The organism is Terasakiella sediminum (genome assembly GCF_033100395.1).
Taxonomy (GTDB): Bacteria; Pseudomonadota; Alphaproteobacteria; order Rhodospirillales; family Terasakiellaceae; genus Terasakiella.
Window position 1 is genome coordinate 133,628 of sequence record NZ_JAWLVJ010000003.1, and the last position, 20,339, is coordinate 153,966.

The window sequence follows — 20,339 nt, forward strand, 5'->3', positions numbered from 1 at the left end:
CTTTGTTTTTCTATCTCTCCAAAATCTTCTGGTGGCTGTTCGAACCGGGAAACATTCTGTTTTTGCTGCTGACCTTTGGGGTGGTCTTTCTATTTCTTAACAAGATCAGACTGGCGAAATTCTTTTGTGGCATTGCGTTTGCTTTCTATTTGATCTTCGGGATTGTACCTTTCGGGGCATACCTGCAAACAACCTTGGAAAATCGTTTTCCAACTGTTGTCGATTATCCAAAAGAGATTGATGGGATCATCGTGCTGGGTGGCATGGTGGATGTTTACACGACGGATCAACGTGGTGGCTTGGCGCTGAATGGCAATATTGACCGTGTCCTCTCTTTGTATGACCTAGGCGAACGCTACCCAGACGTCCCCATTATTTTTACGGGTGGGGCAGGGTTGATGGGGCGACCGGACTTGACCGAAGCCTCCATGATCCAGCCGCTGCTTGAAAAAATCGTGTCCAACCCGGATCGCTTGGTTCTGGAAAATGTGTCTCAAAACACCTATGAAAATGCGCTTTATACCAAAGATATTATTAAAGAGAAGGCATCCGGGACCTGGCTGCTGGTGACATCAGCCCGTCATATGCCCCGGTCAGTGGCGGCTTTTCGTCATCAGGGGGTGAATGTGCTGGCCTATCCGGTGGACTATCATACCAGCCCTGATCCACATTACAGCGTCCTGTTAAATCCGCGTCAGGGATTGGGCGTTTTAAGGGCGTCTCTTCACGAATGGTTAGGGCTTTTGGCTTATTATTTGACCGATAAAACTTCGGAATTTTTCCCATCCCCCTAACTGAAGAGGTCCAAATGATTGATAAGAAAAGATTTTTGAAAGCAGCGACGGTCGCAGGCGCTTTGTTGTTAAGCAGCCCGACATCTTCGCATGCTCAAGAAAGTTATCAATCATGGCTGGATAATTTTAAAAATGTAGCGGCTCAAAGCGGCATTTCCCAAAAGACCATCACGGCGACCCTGACCGGTCTGGAACCAAATCAGCGTGTGCTGGAACTGGACCGCCGTCAGCCGGAATTTTCCCTGACCTTCTGGAAATATCTGAACAATAGCATCTCGGAAAAACGCATCAAGCGTGGCCGTGAGCTATTGAAGAAGCACAAGAAACTGTTTGATAAGGTTCATGCGAAATATGGTGTGCAGCCGCGTTTTCTGGTGGCGTTTTGGGGGCTGGAAACAAACTTTGGGGATTACACAGGCGTGTTCCCGCTGGTGCAGTCTCTGACCACACTGGCTCATGATAAACGCCGTCGTGATTTCTTTACCAAGCAACTGCTGACAACCCTTGAGATTATGGATCAGGGGCACATCCCTTATGATGTGAAAGCGTCCTGGGCGGGTGCCATGGGCTATTGCCAGTTTATGCCAACGACTTATAAAGCCTATGCGGTTGATGGTGACGGTGATGGCAAAAGTGATATGTGGGGCAGTCTGCTGGATGTGTTCCATTCCGCTTCAAACTTCCTGTTGCAGTCTGGCTGGCAACCGGGTGAAACGTGGGGGCGTGAAGTCAAGCTGCCCAAAGGATTTAATCTGGATTTGACCGGGCTTCGTACGAAAAAGAACCTGTCTGAATGGGCAAAGCTGGGTGTTGTCAATATTGACGGCAAGGCCTTGCCACAGGCTGATATGAAGGGCTCCTTGATCCTGCCATCCGGCTATAAAGGCCCTGCATTTTTGGTTTATGAGAACTTTCGCACGATTCTGGACTGGAATCGTTCGAACTTCTACGCCATTGCCGTGGGGCATCTGGCGGATCGTCTGGTCTGGAAAGGCCCATTGAAGACACCACAGGTGAAAGAAACACCGCTGAGCCGTGATCAGTCCATGATGATCCAGACACGTTTGAACGCCAAAGGCTATGACGTTGGAAAACCTGATGGAATTGCAGGATCACGTACCCGCAAAGGCATTAAGGCTTTCCAGAAAAGCATTGGAATTCCGGCAGATGGCCATCCAACGGTCGAACTTTTGGAATTATTGAAGTAAGGCAGGGTTGAAGCAATGGACATCCAACAGTATGCTGTCGCAGATTTTAAGCCGAAAGGATGGAAAAAAGGTTCCTTTATGATGAAACGATTTTTAAAACCTGCACATTTAGCCATGGGTTTGATGGCTTCTGTCTTTTTATCGGGCTGTGCAGAAACGACCTTTTTATCCAGTTCTATCAAGTCGGCAGGCAGCGATAAACCTGTTGCAGGCCATTATAAAGTCGGCAATCCCTATCAAATTCAGGGCGTCTGGTATTATCCAGCGGAAGATTTTGATTATGTGGAAACAGGGATTTCATCCTGGTATGGCCCACAATTCCATGGCAAGCCAACAGCCAATGGTGAAGTGTTTGACATGAATTTGGTCAGTGCGGCCCACCGTACATTGCCGCTGCCGTCACTGGTGCGTGTTACCAACCTTGAAAATGGCCGTTCCCTGGTCGTGCGTGTGAATGACCGTGGGCCTTTTGCCCATGGCCGTATCCTTGATATGTCCAAACGTGGTGCGCAGTTGCTGGGCTTTGAAAAGCAGGGTACAGCGCGGGTGAAGGTTGAAATCCTGAAAGACCAGAGCCTTGCCATCAAGAATTCTTATGTCAACCAGATTGCATCCAAAGATTCCCCGATTAAATCAACCGGGATGGCAAAGCCGCAGGTAAGCGCACAAAGCCTGGATGTCCCGCAAGGTGCGCAAGCTGCCCCTCAACCACAGCAGCAAATGACAATGGCGGACAAGCCTGTTGCACAATCTGCAATTCGTGAGCCTGAAGTGGTGAAGCCAACCGAAACGGTTAAGACTTACGCTGTTTCTGCCACGCGCATGTATATTCAGGCAGGCGCATTTTCAAAGTATGAAAATGCCAACCGTGTGAAAGCGAAACTGTCTTCCGTTGGTGATGTGCAGGTATCGCAGGTGCTGGTTAATGGTCGGGATTTCTTCCGCGTGCGTGTCGGGCCGCTGCAAAGCGTTGGTCAGGCGGATCAGATTTTAAATGACGTTATTCAGGCGGGCTATCCGTCGGCAAAGATTATCATCGAAAAAGGGAAAGGCTAACATGGGCCTGCGTACAACATTTCTGGCAACAGCCTTAGCAACAACCGTACTGGCAACTTCGGCATTTGCGATTGACACAACGGCGCGCGAAGCCCTGATGATCGATATAAAGACAGGCCATGTCCTGTTGGAAAAAGAATCACATGCCTCTATGCCACCAGCGTCTATGAGCAAGCTCATGACCTTGTATCTGGTGTTTGAACGCTTAAAAGATGGCCGTTTGACGCTGGATGATAAATTTACGGTTTCTGAAAAAGCCTGGCGTAAGGGCGGGGCAGCTTCTGGTAGTTCCACCATGTTCCTGGAACCTCGCCAAAAGGTGCGTGTGGAAGACCTGATCAAAGGCATTATTATTCAATCCGGTAACGACGCCTGTATCGTGGTGGCCGAAGCGATTTCCGGTTCTGAAAAGAATTTTGCTGTTGAAATGACGGAAAAAGCCCGTGAATTGGGTATGGAAGATTCATCTTTTGCAAACGCAACAGGCTGGCCGGACCCGGGTCAACGTATGACGGCCCACGATCTTGCCATTCTTGCCAAGGCGTTGATTGAGGAATATCCGGAATATTACAAATATTTCGCTGAAAAGAATTTCAAATATAATGGTATCCGCCAAAGCAACCGTAACCCGCTTTTGTATAAAACAATGGGCGCAGACGGGCTGAAAACAGGTCATACGTCCGAAGCTGGCTACGGGCTGACCTCGTCTGCCATGCGCGATGGGCGCCGTCTGATCCTTGTGGTCAATGGTCTGAACAGCGTGCGTGCACGTTCCAGCGAGTCTGAAAGACTGATGGAATGGGGGTTCCGTGAATTTAACAATTACGCTTTGTTCCAGAAAGGTCAGGAAGTTTCTCAAGCCGAACTGTGGCTGTCCAACAAACAAAGTGTCGGTCTTGTGATTGATCAGGATGTGGAAATCACCCTGCCGCGCAAAAGCCGTCGCAAGATGAAAGTCCAGGTCAAATATGACGGCCCGATCCCGGCCCCTGTTCAAAAAGGCCAGCAACTGGCGACCGTTGTTATCTCAGCCCCTGAAACCAAAGACATCGTCATTCCGCTTTATGCAGCTGAAGATGCTGACCGTCTGGGCTTTGTTGGTCGTCTGGGTGCGGCTGTTAAATCCATTATCTGGGGTGTAACCGGGTAATGTCGAAGGGGCGTTTTATAACCCTTGAAGGCGGCGAAGGGGCTGGCAAAAGCACGCAGGTGCGTCTTTTAAAAGCCGCCCTTGAAGACCAAGGCATCGAAGTCGTCCTCACCCGCGAACCCGGTGGCAGTCAGGGCGCAGAAGATATCCGTAACCTGCTGGTCAATGGTGATCCTGGTCGCTGGGACGGCATGACCGAAGCCTTGTTGAATTTTGCTGCACGTCGTGATCATCTGGTTAAAACCGTCTGGCCTGCACTTGAAGCTGGAAAGTGGGTGATCTCAGATCGTTTTGCTGATTCCACCATCGCTTATCAGGGCTATGGTCATGGTCTGAATTTAAAGCTGCTTTATAACCTGTGGGACGTTTCCATCGAAAACTTCAGACCGGACCTGACGTTTGTTCTGGATCTGCCTGTTGAAACAGGTATCGAACGCGCCCTGGGTCGTGGGGCAGGGGAAGACCGCTATGAAAAAATGGCGCGCGATTTCCATACTCGTCTGAAGGCTGGTTTTCTGGAAATCGCTGAAAATGATCCGGATCGTTGCTGCGTGGTTGACGCGCGTCAGGGGATTGAAGAGATTCAGCAGGATTTACAAAATGCTGTTTCAGACCGTCTAAAGGTGGCCTTCAATGATGGATGATGACCGCCTCACCCCGAAAACAAGCCCCGACCTGATTGGTCATGATGAGGCGGAAAAGACGCTGCTGGAAAGTTATAATTCCGGTCGTATGCATCATGCCTGGCTGATTACAGGCCCACGTGGCATTGGAAAAGCGACTCTTGCCTATCGATTTGCACGTTTTCTGTTAAAGCACGGTAAACCTGGTGGGGATGAAGGCGACAGTCTGTTTGGCGATACCTTGCCATCCACCGATCCGGAAAGCCTTTATGTGGACCCGGAAGATGCTGTCTTTCGCCGTATTGCAGCGGGTGGTCATGCTGATATCATGACCATTGAGCGTGAATTCGATGAAAAGAAAAACCGTTTTAAGGGTCAGATTGGCGTAGATCGCGTGCGTGGGGTGGGGGCTTTCCTTGGGAAAACCTCAGCCGAAGGCGGCTGGCGTGTTGTGGTGATTGATGCCGCAGACGAAATGAACCGAAATTCCGCCAACGCTGTTTTGAAAGTATTGGAAGAGCCGCCTGAACAGGCTGTTCTGCTATTGCTGGCGCACAATCCGGGCCGTTTGCTGCCAACCATCAGGTCTCGCTGTCGGACTTTGAATTTGAACGCTTTATCAGATGATATTTTGGTCGATCTGATGGGGAAATATGCGCCCGAATCGTCCCCGGAAGAAGCGCAAGGTCTTGCAAAATTGGCCGAAGGCAGCTTTGGACGCGCCCTTTCCCTGTTTGATGAGGGTGGTTTAAGCCTCTATGAAGAGTTGGTCAGCCTGCTGTCCACTTTGCCACAATTGGACGTGGAAGCCTTGCATAAGCTGGGAGACAAGATGTCTAGGGCTGGGGCGGATGAGGCCTTTCGCACGCTTGGTGACCTGCTTAGATGGTGGTTAGGACGCTTGATCTCCCAGGGCGCACGCGCTAAGACCTCAGGGCTCGGCTTAAACGAGGCAGAAGACGCATTGATGGTTCGTATCTTGCAAACTGGCGATATGAACAAACTGATGGATGTATGGAGCAAGGTTGGCTCTTTGTTCGATCAGGCGCAAAGCGGCAATCTGGATCGCAAACAGGCTGTGCTGAATTCTTTCCTCGCCCTTGAAGGGGCGATGAAGCGCTAAACTATATATTTATTCTTTCTTTGTTTGGAGTGACCCATGACGGGATCGACACCTTTTTACATCACAACGCCCATTTATTATGTGAACGACAAGCCACATATCGGCCATGCCTATACGTCTCTGGCCTGTGATGTGATGGCCCGGTTCAAGCGTCTGGACGGCTATGATGTCAAATTCCTGACCGGAACGGACGAGCATGGTCAGAAGGTGGAAAATTCCGCCAATGCAAAAGGGGTTGATCCGCAAGTATTCACGGATGGCGTGTCGCAGAACTTCCGTGATTTGGCCGAATTCATGGGCTACACCAATGACGACTTCATCCGCACAACGGAAGAACGCCACAAAAAAGCCTGTCAGGCCCTGTGGCAGAAACTGCTGGATAACGGCGATATTTACCTTGGCGCCTATGAAGGCTGGTATGCGGTGCGTGACGAGGCCTTTTATACGGAAGATGAAACCGAGAAGAAGCCAGACGGCACCCGCGTTGCCAAAGCATCTGGTGCGGAAGTTGAATGGATGGAAGAACCTAGCTATTTCTTCAAGCTGTCGGCCTGGGAAGACAAGCTTCTGGCATTTTATGAAGCCAATCCTGATTTCATCCTGCCAAAATCACGCCGCAACGAAGTGCTGAGCTTTGTAAAAGGCGGTCTGCAGGACCTTTCCGTTTCCAGAACGACCTTTAAATGGGGGGTTCCGGTGCCAAATGATGATGCACATATCATGTATGTGTGGCTGGATGCGCTGACAAACTATATCACCGCCTGCGGCTATCCAGATACAGACGCGGCTGATTATCAGAAATACTGGCCTGCTGATGTGCATATGGTCGGTAAAGATATTCTTCGTTTTCATGCGGTTTATTGGCCCGCTTTCCTGATGGCGGCTGAACTGCCCACACCAAAACGCGTTTTTGCCCACGGCTGGTGGACAAACGAAGGTGAGAAAATCTCAAAATCCCTCGGCAACGTGATTGATCCGATTGATCTGGTTAATAAATACGGTCTGGATCAGGTGCGCTATTTCATGTTGCGCGAAGTGCCCTTTGGTAATGATGGCGATTTCGCCCATTCCGCCATGGTTTCACGTATGAATGGTGAATTGGCGAACGATCTGGGCAACTTGTCCCAGCGTGTTCTGTCCATGGTTGTGAAGAACTGTGACGGCGCCATCCCGACACCGGGTGAATTTACGGCTGAAGATAAAGAAATGATGGGTCAGGCCTATGGTCTGCTGGCTGAGGTACGCAAGCAGATTGATGTGCAGGCCTTTAACGATGCGATTGAGACCATCTGGCTTGCCATTCGTGCGGCCAATGCCTATGTGGATCATCAGGCGCCTTGGAAGCTTAAAAAGGAAGATCCGGCTCGTATGGGCACAGTGCTTTACGTTCTGTGTGAAACCATCCGTAACGTTGCCTTGCTGCTGCAGCCACTGATGCCGACGGCTATGGACAAAATGCTGGGCTTGCTGGAAATTGCTGATGATCAGCGCAGCTTCGCATCTTGCGGTGAGGTAGGGGCTTTGAAGGGCGGTACGCCACTTGAAAAACCGGAAGGGGTCTTCCCACGTTTTATCGACCATGAAGAATTGGAAAATTCTTATGAAGGTAAAGACGGCAAATTCCTGATCAAACGCGCGCTGCGTCAAAACCCGAAGAATAAAGAGACGGTTTTTGAGATCGTGTTTGAAAATGGGGATGTGGAAGAACTGAATTCCCTTGATCTGGAAAAAGCGAAAAAGAAAGGGGCTTTGACGCAAGTCTAAGCCATATCTTTGATGTTAGTTGATAGCCATTGCCATCTGGATTTTCCCGATTTTGCAGAAGATTTTGACGAGGTTCTCGCGCGCGCAGATGAAGCTGGCGTTAAAACCATGATGACCATTTGCACCTATGTGACCAAATTCGATCAGGTCCATGACATCGCAAAAGCACATGACAATATATACTGCACCATCGGTATTCACCCCCATAATGCGGATAGTGAGCCGGAAGTCAGCGTTGAAGACCTGACGGGTCCAGCAGCGAGTGACAAGGTTATCGGCTTTGGGGAAACCGGGCTGGACTATTTTTATGAGCACAGCCCGCGTGAAATCCAGCAAAAACAGTTCCGCACCCATATTGAAGCCGCGCGTAAACTGGACCTGCCTGTGATCATTCACACGCGTGATGCCGAAGAAGATACGCTGCGCATTATCGAAGAAGAAATGGCGGCGGCTCCCTTTAAAGGGCTGATCCATTGTTTCTCTGCCTCCAAGGCTTTTGCGGACCGGATGGTGGAGTTGGGGCTTTATATTTCGATCTCCGGCATCATTACCTTTAAAAAGGCAGAGGAACTGCGTGAGGCCATCAAGGACGTGCCGCTGGACCGCCTGTTGGTGGAAACGGATGCGCCGTACCTGTCACCCATCCCCAAGCGGGGGAAACGCAATGAGCCAGCCTTTACGGCCTATACATCGGCAAAGGTGGCAGAAGTGAAGGGCGTGTCAGAAGAAGAAATGGCGACACAGACTACAGACAATTTCTTCACACTCTTTTCGAAAGCGAAACGGGGCTGATATGAAAGTTACGATCCTTGGCTGCGGCCCCTCAGGTGGCGTCCCCGGGATCGGGAACTATTGGGGCAAGTGTGACCCCGAAAACCCCAAAAACAGGCGTCTCAGACCATCCATTTTGATCGAAAATCATGCCCTGTCTCTACTAGTAGATACCTCTCCAGACGTGCGTCAGCAGCTCTTAAACGCTGATTTAAGCCGTCTGGACGCGGTTCTCTATACACACGGCCATGCGGACCATTTACATGGTATCGATGATCTGCGAAGCGTTAATCGGCTTCAGAACGCGCCATTGGATGTGTACCTCAATCAGGAAACACTGGATCATATTTCAGAACGATTTGGCTATGTGCTCGATCCTTTGCCAGACGGTGTGGACGTTTTTTACAAACCGGTCCTGGTTCCGCATCTGATCGAAACTGGAAAGTCGTTTGAGATCGATGGGCAATCCATCATGCCGATCCTGCAGGACCATGGATATTGCGAGACCATCGGATACCGGATCGGGGATTTCGCATATTCAACAGACGTGGTGAATATGTCTGATGAGAGCCTCAAGTTATTAGAAGGTGTGAAGATTTGGGTCATCGGCACATTGGTCGATGTGCCGCATCAGACGCACGCCGATGTGGATAAGGCACTTCGCTGGATAAAGCGCATTGCTCCTGAAAAGGCGTTTTTGACTCATTTGGGCACAGGGTTGGACTATGACGCGCTGAGGGCGAAATTGCCTGAAAATGTCCGTCCATGTTTTGATGGTCTGGAAATTATCCTTTAAATCTTAATTTTGCTAGAATCATTCGCTTGATTTTAAGACGGCTCCTTGGATTGAAAAGGGGCCTTTTTTGATGCGTTTTGTAACTCAGCCAAGACTCATTTTATTGACCCAATTCACTTAAGTTCTCTGATTACTTCTTGTCAAAAACAGCCCGGAAAAGCCGCTGTAACATCATTGTGCTTGTCTGGCAGAGTAGCCCCAGAGAATCGCCAGAGTAGAAACCTTAAACCATCTCAGCGCTCCTAAACCAAGAGAAGTTTGGGTTATGTAATCTTACATTAACTCCGCAATAACTCATTCAGTATAAACATAAGGCATTGATAAATATTATGTATCATTTTGATACATAATATAAATTATGCGACAAAAGATATGTCGAGAAAGATGAGGTTGGCATGAAAAATATGTGGCTCCCCTGTTGTGATTTTACTTTAACTTTGGGTTCACCTGACAGTTGCGGTTCTGAAGTTCGCAAATAAGAACAAGCCTGTGAGCTTAGTGAAGATGATGTCGCCAACGCGTCGCCTCAGGCTGTCTTGCTGTGCGATGAATTTCCCGCTTTCTTGTCTTCATTTTCTCAGGCATTGTGTGTCGAAATATTTTTGACCTGTTTGATCGTTTGGAGCTTAAACGTGAAGAATTATGACGCCGCCTCTTTTGACAGTGAAATCGCTCGCCTGTTGGCCATTATGGAAAAACTGCGTGATCCGGAAAACGGCTGCCCCTGGGATATCGAGCAAACCTTTGAAACTATCGCGCCCCACACGATTGAAGAAGCATATGAAGTCGCAGATGCGATTGAGCACAAAGACTGGCCTCACCTGCGTGAAGAGCTGGGCGATCTGTTGCTTCAGGTCGTCTTTCATGCGCAGATGGCAAAAGATGAAAAACTGTTTGATTTCAATCAAGTAGCTGGCAGTATCGCTGAAAAGATGCTGAGCCGCCATCCTCATGTCTTTGGCGATGAAGTGATCGAAACGGCCGATGCACAAACAATTGCGTGGGAACAACAGAAAGAGAATGAGCGCAAGGCCAAGGCAGCCGAAAAAGGTGAAAATCCCCCTTCTGCACTGGATGGCGTTGCAGGTGGATTACCGTCTTTAACCCGGGCATTGAAACTTCAGAAGCGAGCTGTGCGTGTCGGGTTTGACTGGCCGGATGTGACGGGTGTTCTGGATAAGATCAGAGAGGAATTGGCCGAGGTCGAAGAAGAGGTTCGCGAGGTCAATTTATCTCAGGAACGCGTCAAGGATGAGATTGGTGATCTGCTCTTTACCGTGGTAAATTTGGCCCGCTGGGCGGATGTCGATCCAGACAGTGCGTTACGGTCCTGTAACGTAAAATTTGAACGTCGCTTTAAGGCAATGGAAAATGGTGTCAGAGCGTCCGGAAAAGAGATGACTGAGGTCACGTTGGAAGAGATGGAAAGTCATTGGCAGGCGGCAAAAGAAAGTGAGAAATAGATTTAACTTTAACTTTTAAGTTATTGAAAGTTAAAGATATTTCTCGCTTCTTAAAGTGAAATCTAGTCGCGTAAAAGTTTGATCAAACTGGAGGTGTCCCAGCGTCCGCCGCCCATGCGTTGGACCTCTTTATAATACTGATCAATAAGGCCTGTGACGGGTAAGGCGGACCCGTTTTTACGCGATTCATCAAGGGCAAATCCGAGGTCTTTTCTGACCCAATCGACGGCAAATCCGAAGTCGAATTTATCGTCCACCATGGTGTATCCGCGGTTCGATAATTGCCATGATCCGGCTGCCCCTTTCGAGATCACATCAATGACTTTTTTGGCATCCAGTCCGGCATTTTCAGCAAAGGCCAATCCTTCTGAAATTCCCTGCACGGCGGCAACAAATGTGATCTGATTGACCATCTTGGTCAATTGCCCTGCCCCAACGTCACCCATGTGGGTCACGGCCTGGGCGTAGGATTGCTGGACGGGTTCTGTCGTGGCAAAATCCGCTTCATCTCCGCCAACCATAATGGTCAGCGTACCGTTCTCAGCGCCCGCCTGGCCGCCAGAGACTGGCGCATCCATAAAGGAAAGCCCGATTTCTTTGGCTTTTGCGTAAAGCTCACGTGCCACTTCGGCAGAGGTTGTTGTGTGATCGATAAAGATTGCGCCACTGTCCATCGCGCTAAAAGCGCCATTATCGCCCGTACAGACGCTTCTAAGGTCATCATCGTTACCGACGCATGCAAAAACGATTTGCGCGCCCTCAGTGGCCTTCGCAGGCGTTTCTGCAAAATTACCGTTATATTCAGCGGCCCATTTTTCTGCTTTTGCGGTCGTGCGGTTATAAACGGTGACGTCATGACCGTTTTTTGTCAGGTACCCCGCCATCGGATATCCCATAACGCCCAGACCCAAAAATGCGACTTTCATAAGCTTTGCCTTCCATTGATTTAGAATGATTGGAAGGAAGTATATGGGCTGGGTTTTGGTGTGGCAAAGATTAGTTTGTCACGGTGACAATAAACTCAAGAACCTGTCATCCCGGATTTATTCCGGGACAATCGGTAAAACGAATTTTCAATCGTTCGGACCAGCTTCAACGGGTTGTCCCAGAATAAATCCGGGATGACAGTGTGGGAGAGCTACTCAAATTCCGCCACAACATCCATAAAGACAGCACCGTATCTTTCCAGTTTGGTTTGCCCGACGCCTGAGATATTCAGGAAGTCATCGCTTTTCATCGGGCGCTCTTTGGCGATTTCGATGAGTGTGGCATCTGCAAAGATGACGTAAGGGGGAACGCCCTGCTCTTCTGCCAGTGTTCGTCTCTGCGCACGCAAGGCTTCAAACAAAGCCTTGTCGTCTTCGCGTTCCAGCACGATGGAGGATTTGGTTGCGCGTCTGGCTTTGGCAGTGCCGCGGCCATCCGGGTCTTTGCGCATCAGGACGGTTTGTTCTCCGCGAAGGACAGCACGCACGTCCGGGCCCAGTTTCAGGCCGCCATAGCCTTCGATATCCATGCGGATGAGGCCAAGGGCGACCAGTTGGCGAATGATGGAGCGCCAGGTATCGCGTTTTAATTCTTTTCCGATCCCATAAGTACTGAGTTCGTTATGGCGAAAACGGATGATCTTGTCGTTGGTTTCACCCAGCAATACATCGATGATATGCCCTGCCCCAAAGGTTTCTCCGGTCCGGTAGATACAGGACAGCACCTTTTGTGCAGGCACAGTGCCATCAAACGTGTCAACCGGGTTCAGGCAGGTATCGCAATTGCCACAAGGCTCTGGCAGGGTTTCGCCGAAATATTCCAGCAGGACCTGACGGCGGCATCTGTGGGTTTCACAATAAGCCAGCAGCGCATCAAGCTTCTGACGTTCCACATGTTTCTGACGTTCCGGCAGTTCTGAACTTTCGGTGAACTGGCGCAGCTTGGTCACATCCTGCAGCCCATAGGCCATCCAGACGTGGGACGGTAGGCCATCACGCCCGGCACGGCCCGTTTCCTGATAATAGGCTTCAAGGCTCTTGGGTGGGTCCATGTGTGCAACGAAGCGCACATCCGGCTTGTCGATCCCCATACCGAAGGCGACGGTGGCGACCATGACCATGCCTTCTTCGCGCACGAACTTGTCCTGATTGATGCTGCGGATGTTTTTATCCATGCCAGCGTGATAGGACAGCGCATCATAGCCCTGATCGCGCAGCCAGTCGGCCATGTCTTCGACTTTTTTGCGGCTCATGCAGTAAATAATACCGCTGTCATGTTCGCCAAAATCGCCAAGGAATTTAAGCAGTTGGGTCTTGGCGTTCTTTTTCGGTGCGATGCTGTAACGAATGTTGGGACGGTCAAAACCGGTGATAAAGACCTTGCCCGCGCCCAAATTAAGCCGTTCCACAATGTCATTACGTGTCGGACCATCTGCTGTGGCGGTCAATGCAATGCGTGGAATGTTCGGGAAATTGTCATGCAGGCTGACGAGCTGGCGATATTCCGGGCGGAAATCGTGGCCCCATTGGGACACACAGTGGGCCTCATCAATGGCAAAGAGGGAGATCTTGCAGTGGTTTAGAAGCGTAAAGAACCGATCCGTCAGCAATCTTTCCGGGGCGACATAGACCAGATCCAGCTCCCCTGCCCGCATGGCGCGTTCAATCTCCTGCGTGGTTTGCGGATCAATGGTGGAATTCAGCGTTGCCGCCTTGATACCGACTTGGCAAAGCGCGGTAACCTGGTCCTGCATAAGCGCGATGAGCGGTGAAATCACGATGGCGCAGCCGTCACGGCAGACCGCCGGGATTTGGTAACAAAGGGATTTTCCTCCCCCTGTAGGCATTAGGACTAACGAGTCACCGCCTTCAATGGTGCGATCAATCACTTCAGCCTGAACGCCGCGAAATTCTTCGTAGCCAAAGGTGTTCTGTAAAATCTCTAAGGGGGATTTAGACATGATAGCTGTCTGACCCCGGGTTAAGGAAGGCGCGTGCCTGCTCCCAAATCTCTTTATTCGGGGTTAACAGCAAACAGTCTTCCGCATAGATTTGGGCTTTATAAGGTTCTTTGGCAGCGATCATCTGATCATATCCGCCAGCTTCACGGTGGATCAGCACGCCCGGTGCATGATCCCATGGATTCAGTCTGCGATATTGCGCACAGTGAAATTCCCCACAAGCAAGGGAAATATAGTCATGGGCAACCGACCCATAGCGCCTTGCCATGTGCGGCACCGGGCCCAAGCCATCAATGGCGCGTTGTTCAATCCATTGTCGGTGACTGAAACTTAACGCAACGGTCATGCGTTCAAAGGCAGTGATGTCACGAACCTGCAGTTTTTTACCGGACAGGACAGCCCCTGCCCCTTTTTCAGCCACAGCCGTGCGGCTGCGCGCCGGGTCATGAATCCATCCGGCGATGATTTCACCGGATAGAGACAGAGCAACCATGGTGCCGAAAACACTTTCGCCATTGGCAAAGTTACGGGTGCCATCCACCGGGTCGATAATCCAGACCGGATTATCACTTTCCAAAGCATCCAGAACGGATTTATTTTCCGAAACTCCTTCTTCCCCGACAACGAGGGAGCCGGGCAGCGCGTCCTGCAGACGGGCAATCAGTTTCGTTTCGGCTTCGAGATCAGCCGTCGTGACCAGATCACCGGGTGATTTTTCCATGATATCGCCGCTGTTGAGCTTTTGAAAGCGCGGCATGATTTCCTCATCCGCAACCTCGGCAATAATCCGGGTGATATGGTCCACATCAATTTTCATCCGCCCCTTTTAGCAAGGGATGGTTTGGGAGTCATCGGGAAAATTAGTACAGGTAAATGTTCAGTTAATTATTAGCGTGTAATAATTTAATTAAATACTCTTTTATGTTTAATTTGAGGGGCGTTATGGAAGTTTATCAGATTTTTCGAGTTCAGTTTTTCCAATATCAATCAATGCTTTTTGTGGAGTTTCCAGAAGGGCGTGAAATTTTACGCAGAGTTCTGGCAGGTACTTTAGAAAGACATTTGAAAACTAGAAGTTACTATGCGCTTGAAAAACAAGACGCTCAGCATGGTAATGTATATTTTAAATTTGCAAGAAGCAGGAAAGTTCATACCAATGAAATTAGTCAAGGCGAGATAGTGGAGAAAGAGCACCCTGATTATCCATTTGTCGAGGTGCTCATTAACATTGAACTTGGAGTATGTGCTATTGGCAGAAATTCAGACTTTTCTACATCAATAACTCACTCAGCGAACATGTTATCTAAATTGTTTGATAGTTCGGTGGTAAGTAAAGAACTTAATGCAGTAGCAACTATTGATCCAATCATTGACCCGACAGGCTTTATTGAGCATTTGAATAATGCGGAATTAATTTCTAAATTTTATTTTGAGGTAAAGCACCCCAACGCCTTTGATGCAGATGATTTTGTTGTCCCTTTGAAAAAGTTGAATAAGGCAGGTAGGTCGCACTATTCACGGACGATTTTGACGGGTGGGAATTTGGACAAAGAAATAGCAGAGGGCCTTTCCCGCTCATCTGCCTCTACTGGGGATGATGCAGGTGCGACAATGAAGCTTCCTGAGAGCAAAAAATTGGTTAGAAAGTCTTTGGGAAAGAATCATGTTTTTATAGAAGCAAAAAATAAGATTATTGATAATTTCACTGAATTTTCGAATGTTTTGAAGAAAAAATATAGAGAAGTCAGGAACGCAAATGAATAGTCAATGGTATTCATTTTTCAGCTGGTTTATTTATGGTTCTGGTGGAAAGAGGGGAGTTTCCAGAGTTGTTCAAGGCTGGATAGTGTTGGAAGTATATTTAGGCATTGTCATATCTCTGTTTCTCAATAGTTCACCTTCGACGGTTTCCGAAAAAGTTTCAATTCCTTTATCCATCTTTTTAATGACGATTGTCATTTCTTTGGTTGGTGCTGTGCAAAATGTTTTGGTTAGCAAAGAAATTTTTAGATTGTCAGAATTCAAAGATGGTGGCGTTGCTGATTATGTCTTCCCATTTCACCTGTCAATCCTAGGAATATCTATAACATTTGTGTATTGGCTAGTTTCATTTTTAAAATTCTTCGATGGCTTGAAATTTTCATTTCGTTTTTTCGATTTTCATGCAGGTACCATGTTCGGAATATTATTACTGTTGATTTCTCTTCGATTATCGTGGGGATGTTTACAGGGCACATTCTGGATGTATTTTTCCATGCACCAAATTCGAATGATGGACAACGAAGAGTAGCGTTAACTAGAAGATTTATTTCTTTTATGGCCGATAAATATCACGATCCCGTTTATAGGCATGTTCCAACAGGTCCATGATACGTTTGGCTTCGGGGTTATATTCGGCTTGTTGCTGCATGGCTTTGGTGACGTAGGTGGCAAAAGTGACGGCTTCGGCTTTGCCTTTAAGCTCGAACGATTTGGCCATTTCTTCCAAATCTTCATGGATCAGCCGTTTGGCCATGACGTTGAGCTGCTTTTTCACCAACGCATGTTTGCTGCGCCAGCGGGCCTGTGCTTGTTTGGTTGCCATGTTTTCACTTTCGAAACATCATCTACTTGTAGAGATGGTAACCCAAGATGGTTAATGAAAGGGAAAAGTGGGGCGTGTCGTTCTTATCTACCCTCTTATCTGTCATCCCGGATTTATTCCGGGACAATCCGAGAGTGCAAGTCCGAACTGTTGGAAATTTCTTTTACCGATTGTCCCGGAATAAATCCGGGATGACAATTTTGGGGGATGACAATTTGGGTGAGGCTTCAGGTCGGTGACCAACCACCAGCGGATTCACCTTCATTCGCATCCGTCTTATCATCGCTTTCGAAAAATTGCGGATAGCGTTGTTTGAAACGGGCTGTATTGGCGTCGTTCATGCGCACGCTGATATCGATGTGGGTTTCGGTATCAACGCGTTGGGTGACTTCGCCGTGGTTATAGAGCCAGCTGAGCAATTGGCCGTCACTATAAGGGATTTCCAGTTCGAACTTGGCAAACTGGGCACTGAGCAGTTCATTGATGTCATTTAACAGATCATCCGTGCCCTGCCCTGAAATGGCGGACACCAAGGAAACACGACCATCGGAACGGTTGGTCCGGTTGGTGATGATCTCGATATCATCCTCTGCCAGCAGATCGGATTTGTTATAAACCTCGATCAGGCAATCTTCGAGCTTGTCTTCCACACCCAATGTTTTGAGAACATCCAGCACATCGGCGCGCTGCGCGTCCGTATCAGGATGAGAGGCATCACGCACATGCAGGATCACGTCTGCTTCATGGACTTCTTCCAATGTGGCGTGGAAGGCGGCAACCAGTTCGTGTGGGAGTTCGGAAATAAACCCTACCGTATCAGAGAGGATCACATCACGGCCCGAAGGCAGCTTGATGGAGCGCATGGTCGGGTCCAGCGTGGCAAAGAGCAAATCTTCGGCAAAGACTTCGGCTTTGGTCAGTCGATTAAAGAGTGTGGATTTACCTGCGTTGGTATAGCCCACAAGCGCAACGATAGGATAAGGCGTACTACGTCGTGATTTTCGGTGCAGTTCGCGGGTGCGCTTCACGCTTTCCAGGTCTTTTTTCAGGCGTACGATTTTGTCGTCAATGATCCGGCGATCAAGTTCGATCTGCGATTCACCAGGCCCGCCAAGGAAACCTGCACCACCACGCTGACGTTCCAGGTGAGTCCAGGACCGGACCAGGCGGGAACGTTGATAGGTAAGGGCTGCCAGTTCGACCTGAAGGGAACCTTCGGACGTGCGGGCACGTTCCCCGAAGATTTCAAGGATCAGACCTGTGCGATCAATGACTTTGCAATTCCAGGCTTTTTCAAGGTTGCGTTGCTGAACGGGTGTAAGGGTGGCATCGACGATGGCCAGATCAATACTGTCATCTGCCCATTCCCACTTTTTAAGCCCCGCACGGCCCACGGTGGTGGCAAGCGCTTCCACAACACCCTGACCAAACAAGGTCGGGGCCTTGGGGCGTGCAACATTGACGACTTCCTGATGCACGACATCCACATGGATCGCAAGGGCAAGGCCCACGCATTCTTCCAAACGTGCTTCGGGCGAGCGTAAATTTCCGCGCTCACTTTTAAGATGCGGGTGAACGACCATGCAAGGAATGCGGTCGTTATCTTTGGTCCACCCTTTTTCTGATTTGTCTTTGGGTGGAAAGGAACTGTCTGACACGTTTATTCTTCGTCTTCCGAAGTTGGGTCAAACAGCTGCACCGGTGAAGAAGGCATGATTGTCGAAATTGCATGCTTGTACACCAGTTGAGTGTGGCCATCTCTGCGCAGGAGCACGGAGAAGTTATCGAACCACGTAACGATCCCTTGTAATTTCACACCGTTTACCAAAAAGATGGTGACGGAGTTTTTCTGTTTACGAATGTGATTAAGAAAGACGTCTTGCACATTCTGGGATTTTTCAGCAGCCATGGGTCTTATCCCCTATTTATCTTTATCGTTGGCATTTATGGTTAAAGTGTTTTTATAGAGCGTTTGCAACTTGATCTGTCTCCCAGACTTCACAATTTTCTAATGTTGCTAATAACTCCATGCAGTTATTGAAATACCAAGAAGGAGCGATGCCGTCAAACTCTCCCTTAATTGGCGCCTCGTTTCGTACCAGTACCCCTACACATCCAGAGTTGTGTGCGCACTGTAAATCAACGTCCGTATCACCTACGAACCAAACCCCGGAATCCCTAGCAATTCCGCTGCCTTCAAGGGCCAAATCAACCGGCGCTGGGTCGGGTTTATCTAGTTGAGCATCCCCTGCCCCAAGTATCTTATTGAAATATTTGGTCCATCCCAGATGATCTGCCTCTTCACGCAGGTACTTTCCGGTCTTATTTGAGACAACAGACAGGTAGTAACCCTTGGAATACAAGGCTTTCAGCATGGTTTCCGCCTCGTCATAGGGGGCAAGCTCGCGAATGTGCGATTCTTCGAATCGGGCATAGAAAATTTCGCCTGCTTTCTCCCATTTGTCACCATATAACGCAGGGAAGCTGTCGCGCATAGATTTTCTTACCCGTTGCTTGGTTTCTTCAAAGGTCCAGGCTTCTTTTCCCATGGCAACCAATGTGTGGTTATGAGCATCATGGATTGCAGGCCATGTATCCACCAATGTATTGTCCCAATCAAACAAAAGCGCTTTGGGGCGTGAAGGCTTGGTCATGAAGGATATCTTTCTTGTATTTGTGATTTCTAGAAAAATTCAAGACGAACAGAGAACATCTTTTCAACCTTGCGCACCGCATCAGAGGCAGCAAACAGCACCACGCGGTCCTTGGGTTGAACGATGGTGCCGCCACGTGGGCTGATTACTTCGCCATCGCGTACAATCGCGCCTAACAGAACGCCTGCGGGCATTTTAACGTCACGCAGCGGTTCGCCCACCAGTGGGGAGGTTTCAAGCGCTTCGGCCTCAATCAATTCTCCGAATCCTTCACGCAAGCTATGCACACTGTGGATGCGGCCACGGCGCACCTGTTGCAGGATTTGCGAGACGGTGATGTTACGCGGGTTGACCACCACATCGATATCAAGATTACTTAGGAGAGGTTCGTACAATGATTTGTTGATCAGCGTCACGGCGCGTTGAGACCCCATGCGTTTTGCAAGGAGGGAACCCAGAATATTGGTTTCATCATCATCTGTTACCGCAACGATGGTTTCAGCTGAATTTACGTTGGCTTCCATCAGCAGTTCCTGATCACGCACATCACCACATAACACGGTCGTTTTGGTCAGTTGCGAGGCGATCTGGCGGGCGCGGTCTTCGCTTTTTTCAATGATCTTGGCGTTTACCCAGGGGAATTCGCGTTCCAGCTGCTGGGCAAGGAACAAACCGATGTTACCACCGCCAAAGATCAGCAGGCGACGTGCTTCGGTTTCATCATGACCAAAAGCGGTAAGTGTGCGTGACATATGTTGTTCATCGACCACAAAGAAGACTTCGTCACCAGGCAGAAATTGATCGTCACTTCTGGGGATCAGGGATTTGCCATCCCGTACCATCCCCACAACCACGATGCTGAGATCGGGGAAAAGCTGTGTTAGTTGACGCAAAGGCGTATGGATCAACGGACAATCTTCTTCACAGCGTACGCCTACAAGTCGAACTTTGCCGCCACAAAGCGGGATCATGTCAGTAGCCCCAGGAACGGTCAGACGACGCATGACCGCGCGTGCAACTTCAATTTCCGGAGAAATGATCACATCGATGGGCAGATTTTCACGGGTGTAAAGGTTTTGCCATTCTGGTGCCAGATAGCTTTGCGAACGGATCCGCGCAATTTTGGTTGGTACGTTAAAAAGAGAATGGGCAACCTGCGCTGCGATCATGTTGATTTCGTCGGTATAGGTTACCGCGATTAACATGTCTGCTTCCCCTGCCCCGGCTTCTTTCAAAACATCCGGGTGGGAGGCATGGCCTGTAACGCCCCGGCAATCCAGTGTATCGGTTAGTTTACCAATCAAGGTTGGAGATTGGTCAACCACGGTCACATCGTTGTCTTCAAGGGCAAGATAGTGGGCAATGTTGGAGCCAACCTGACCTGCGCCGCAAATGATAACTTTCAT

Annotated in this window: 20 protein-coding genes; 12 read left to right on the forward strand and 8 right to left on the reverse strand. The window is 49.2% G+C overall.

Annotated elements, in window-relative coordinates; translation table 11 throughout:
- The first annotated feature begins 2 nt into the window (after window positions 1–2).
- From RYZ26_RS03175 to mazG, 10 genes are all read left to right on the forward strand, one after another.
- A complete protein-coding gene (locus RYZ26_RS03175) occupies window positions 3–794 on the forward strand; it encodes a YdcF family protein (protein ID WP_317681702.1) in 792 nt (263 codons plus the stop codon).
- Window positions 795–808: 14 nt separating this feature from the next.
- Window positions 809–2,002 carry a lytic murein transglycosylase gene (locus RYZ26_RS03180; RefSeq protein ID WP_317681703.1) on the forward strand — a complete coding sequence of 398 codons (1,194 nt, stop codon included), beginning with the start codon at window positions 809–811 and terminating at the stop codon, window positions 2,000–2,002.
- A 15-nt stretch (window positions 2,003–2,017) separates the two neighbouring features.
- Complete coding sequence (locus RYZ26_RS03185; protein WP_317681704.1) at window positions 2,018–3,058, forward strand: septal ring lytic transglycosylase RlpA family protein; 1,041 nt, start codon at window positions 2,018–2,020, stop codon at window positions 3,056–3,058.
- A 1-nt stretch (window position 3,059) separates the two neighbouring features.
- Window positions 3,060–4,208: a D-alanyl-D-alanine carboxypeptidase family protein gene (locus tag RYZ26_RS03190; protein ID WP_317681706.1), complete on the forward strand. Its 1,149-nt coding sequence runs from the start codon at window positions 3,060–3,062 to the stop codon at window positions 4,206–4,208.
- Window positions 4,208–4,852 carry a dTMP kinase gene (tmk, locus tag RYZ26_RS03195; protein ID WP_317681707.1) on the forward strand — a complete coding sequence of 215 codons (645 nt, stop codon included), beginning with the start codon at window positions 4,208–4,210 and terminating at the stop codon, window positions 4,850–4,852. Before RYZ26_RS03190 ends, tmk begins: the two co-directional genes overlap by 1 nt.
- Window positions 4,842–5,954 (forward strand): DNA polymerase III subunit delta', encoded by a 1,113-nt coding sequence (locus RYZ26_RS03200; RefSeq protein ID WP_317681708.1) that lies wholly within the window; start codon window positions 4,842–4,844, stop codon window positions 5,952–5,954. Before tmk ends, RYZ26_RS03200 begins: the two co-directional genes overlap by 11 nt.
- A 36-nt stretch (window positions 5,955–5,990) precedes the next feature.
- Window positions 5,991–7,718 (forward strand): methionine--tRNA ligase, encoded by a 1,728-nt coding sequence (gene metG / locus RYZ26_RS03205; RefSeq protein ID WP_317681709.1) that lies wholly within the window; start codon window positions 5,991–5,993, stop codon window positions 7,716–7,718.
- 12 nt (window positions 7,719–7,730) lie between these two features.
- Window positions 7,731–8,510, forward strand: coding sequence for a TatD family hydrolase (locus RYZ26_RS03210; protein ID WP_317681710.1), 780 nt, complete (start codon window positions 7,731–7,733; stop codon window positions 8,508–8,510).
- A 1-nt stretch (window position 8,511) separates the two neighbouring features.
- Window positions 8,512–9,285: an MBL fold metallo-hydrolase gene (locus tag RYZ26_RS03215; RefSeq protein ID WP_317681711.1), complete on the forward strand. Its 774-nt coding sequence runs from the start codon at window positions 8,512–8,514 to the stop codon at window positions 9,283–9,285.
- Between the two features lie 632 nt (window positions 9,286–9,917).
- A complete protein-coding gene (gene mazG, locus RYZ26_RS03220) occupies window positions 9,918–10,748 on the forward strand; it encodes a nucleoside triphosphate pyrophosphohydrolase (protein WP_317681712.1) in 831 nt (276 codons plus the stop codon).
- A 62-nt stretch (window positions 10,749–10,810) separates the two neighbouring features.
- Here the strand turns inward: mazG and RYZ26_RS03225 are convergent, their stop codons facing one another.
- From RYZ26_RS03225 to RYZ26_RS03235, 3 genes are all read right to left on the reverse strand, one after another.
- A complete protein-coding gene (locus tag RYZ26_RS03225) occupies window positions 10,811–11,674 on the reverse strand; it encodes an NAD(P)-dependent oxidoreductase (protein WP_317681713.1) in 864 nt (287 codons plus the stop codon).
- A 212-nt stretch (window positions 11,675–11,886) separates the two neighbouring features.
- Window positions 11,887–13,695 (reverse strand): DNA helicase RecQ, encoded by a 1,809-nt coding sequence (recQ, locus tag RYZ26_RS03230; RefSeq protein WP_317681714.1) that lies wholly within the window; start codon window positions 13,693–13,695, stop codon window positions 11,887–11,889.
- Window positions 13,688–14,512, reverse strand: a complete 825-nt coding sequence (locus tag RYZ26_RS03235) for an inositol monophosphatase family protein (protein WP_317681715.1) — start codon at window positions 14,510–14,512, stop codon at window positions 13,688–13,690. The genes recQ and RYZ26_RS03235 overlap by 8 nt, the downstream gene beginning before the upstream one ends.
- Before the next feature lie 125 nt (window positions 14,513–14,637).
- Here RYZ26_RS03235 and RYZ26_RS03240 point away from each other — a divergent pair, with 125 nt between their 5' ends.
- Together RYZ26_RS03240 and RYZ26_RS03245 are read left to right on the forward strand one after the other, a co-directional pair.
- The gene (locus RYZ26_RS03240; protein ID WP_317681716.1) at window positions 14,638–15,459 is read left to right on the forward strand and encodes a hypothetical protein; all 822 of its coding nucleotides are present in this window, start codon (window positions 14,638–14,640) and stop codon (window positions 15,457–15,459) included.
- Complete coding sequence (locus tag RYZ26_RS03245; protein ID WP_317681717.1) at window positions 15,452–15,985, forward strand: hypothetical protein; 534 nt, start codon at window positions 15,452–15,454, stop codon at window positions 15,983–15,985. The genes RYZ26_RS03240 and RYZ26_RS03245 overlap by 8 nt, the downstream gene beginning before the upstream one ends.
- A 24-nt stretch (window positions 15,986–16,009) precedes the next feature.
- Here RYZ26_RS03245 and RYZ26_RS03250 read toward each other — a convergent pair whose 3' ends face one another.
- From RYZ26_RS03250 to trkA, 5 genes are all read right to left on the reverse strand, one after another.
- A complete protein-coding gene (locus tag RYZ26_RS03250) occupies window positions 16,010–16,279 on the reverse strand; it encodes a hypothetical protein (RefSeq protein ID WP_317681718.1) in 270 nt (89 codons plus the stop codon).
- A 227-nt stretch (window positions 16,280–16,506) separates the two neighbouring features.
- Window positions 16,507–17,862 carry a GTPase HflX gene (gene hflX / locus RYZ26_RS03255; RefSeq protein WP_317681804.1) on the reverse strand — a complete coding sequence of 452 codons (1,356 nt, stop codon included), beginning with the start codon at window positions 17,860–17,862 and terminating at the stop codon, window positions 16,507–16,509.
- A 77-nt stretch (window positions 17,863–17,939) separates the two neighbouring features.
- Window positions 17,940–18,188, reverse strand: coding sequence for an RNA chaperone Hfq (gene hfq / locus RYZ26_RS03260; protein WP_317681719.1), 249 nt, complete (start codon window positions 18,186–18,188; stop codon window positions 17,940–17,942).
- A gap of 52 nt (window positions 18,189–18,240) precedes the next feature.
- Window positions 18,241–18,933 carry an HAD family hydrolase gene (locus RYZ26_RS03265; protein ID WP_317681720.1) on the reverse strand — a complete coding sequence of 231 codons (693 nt, stop codon included), beginning with the start codon at window positions 18,931–18,933 and terminating at the stop codon, window positions 18,241–18,243.
- A gap of 29 nt (window positions 18,934–18,962) precedes the next feature.
- On the reverse strand, window positions 18,963–20,339 hold the full coding sequence (gene trkA / locus RYZ26_RS03270) for a Trk system potassium transporter TrkA (RefSeq protein WP_317681721.1): 1,377 nt from the start codon (window positions 20,337–20,339) through the stop codon (window positions 18,963–18,965).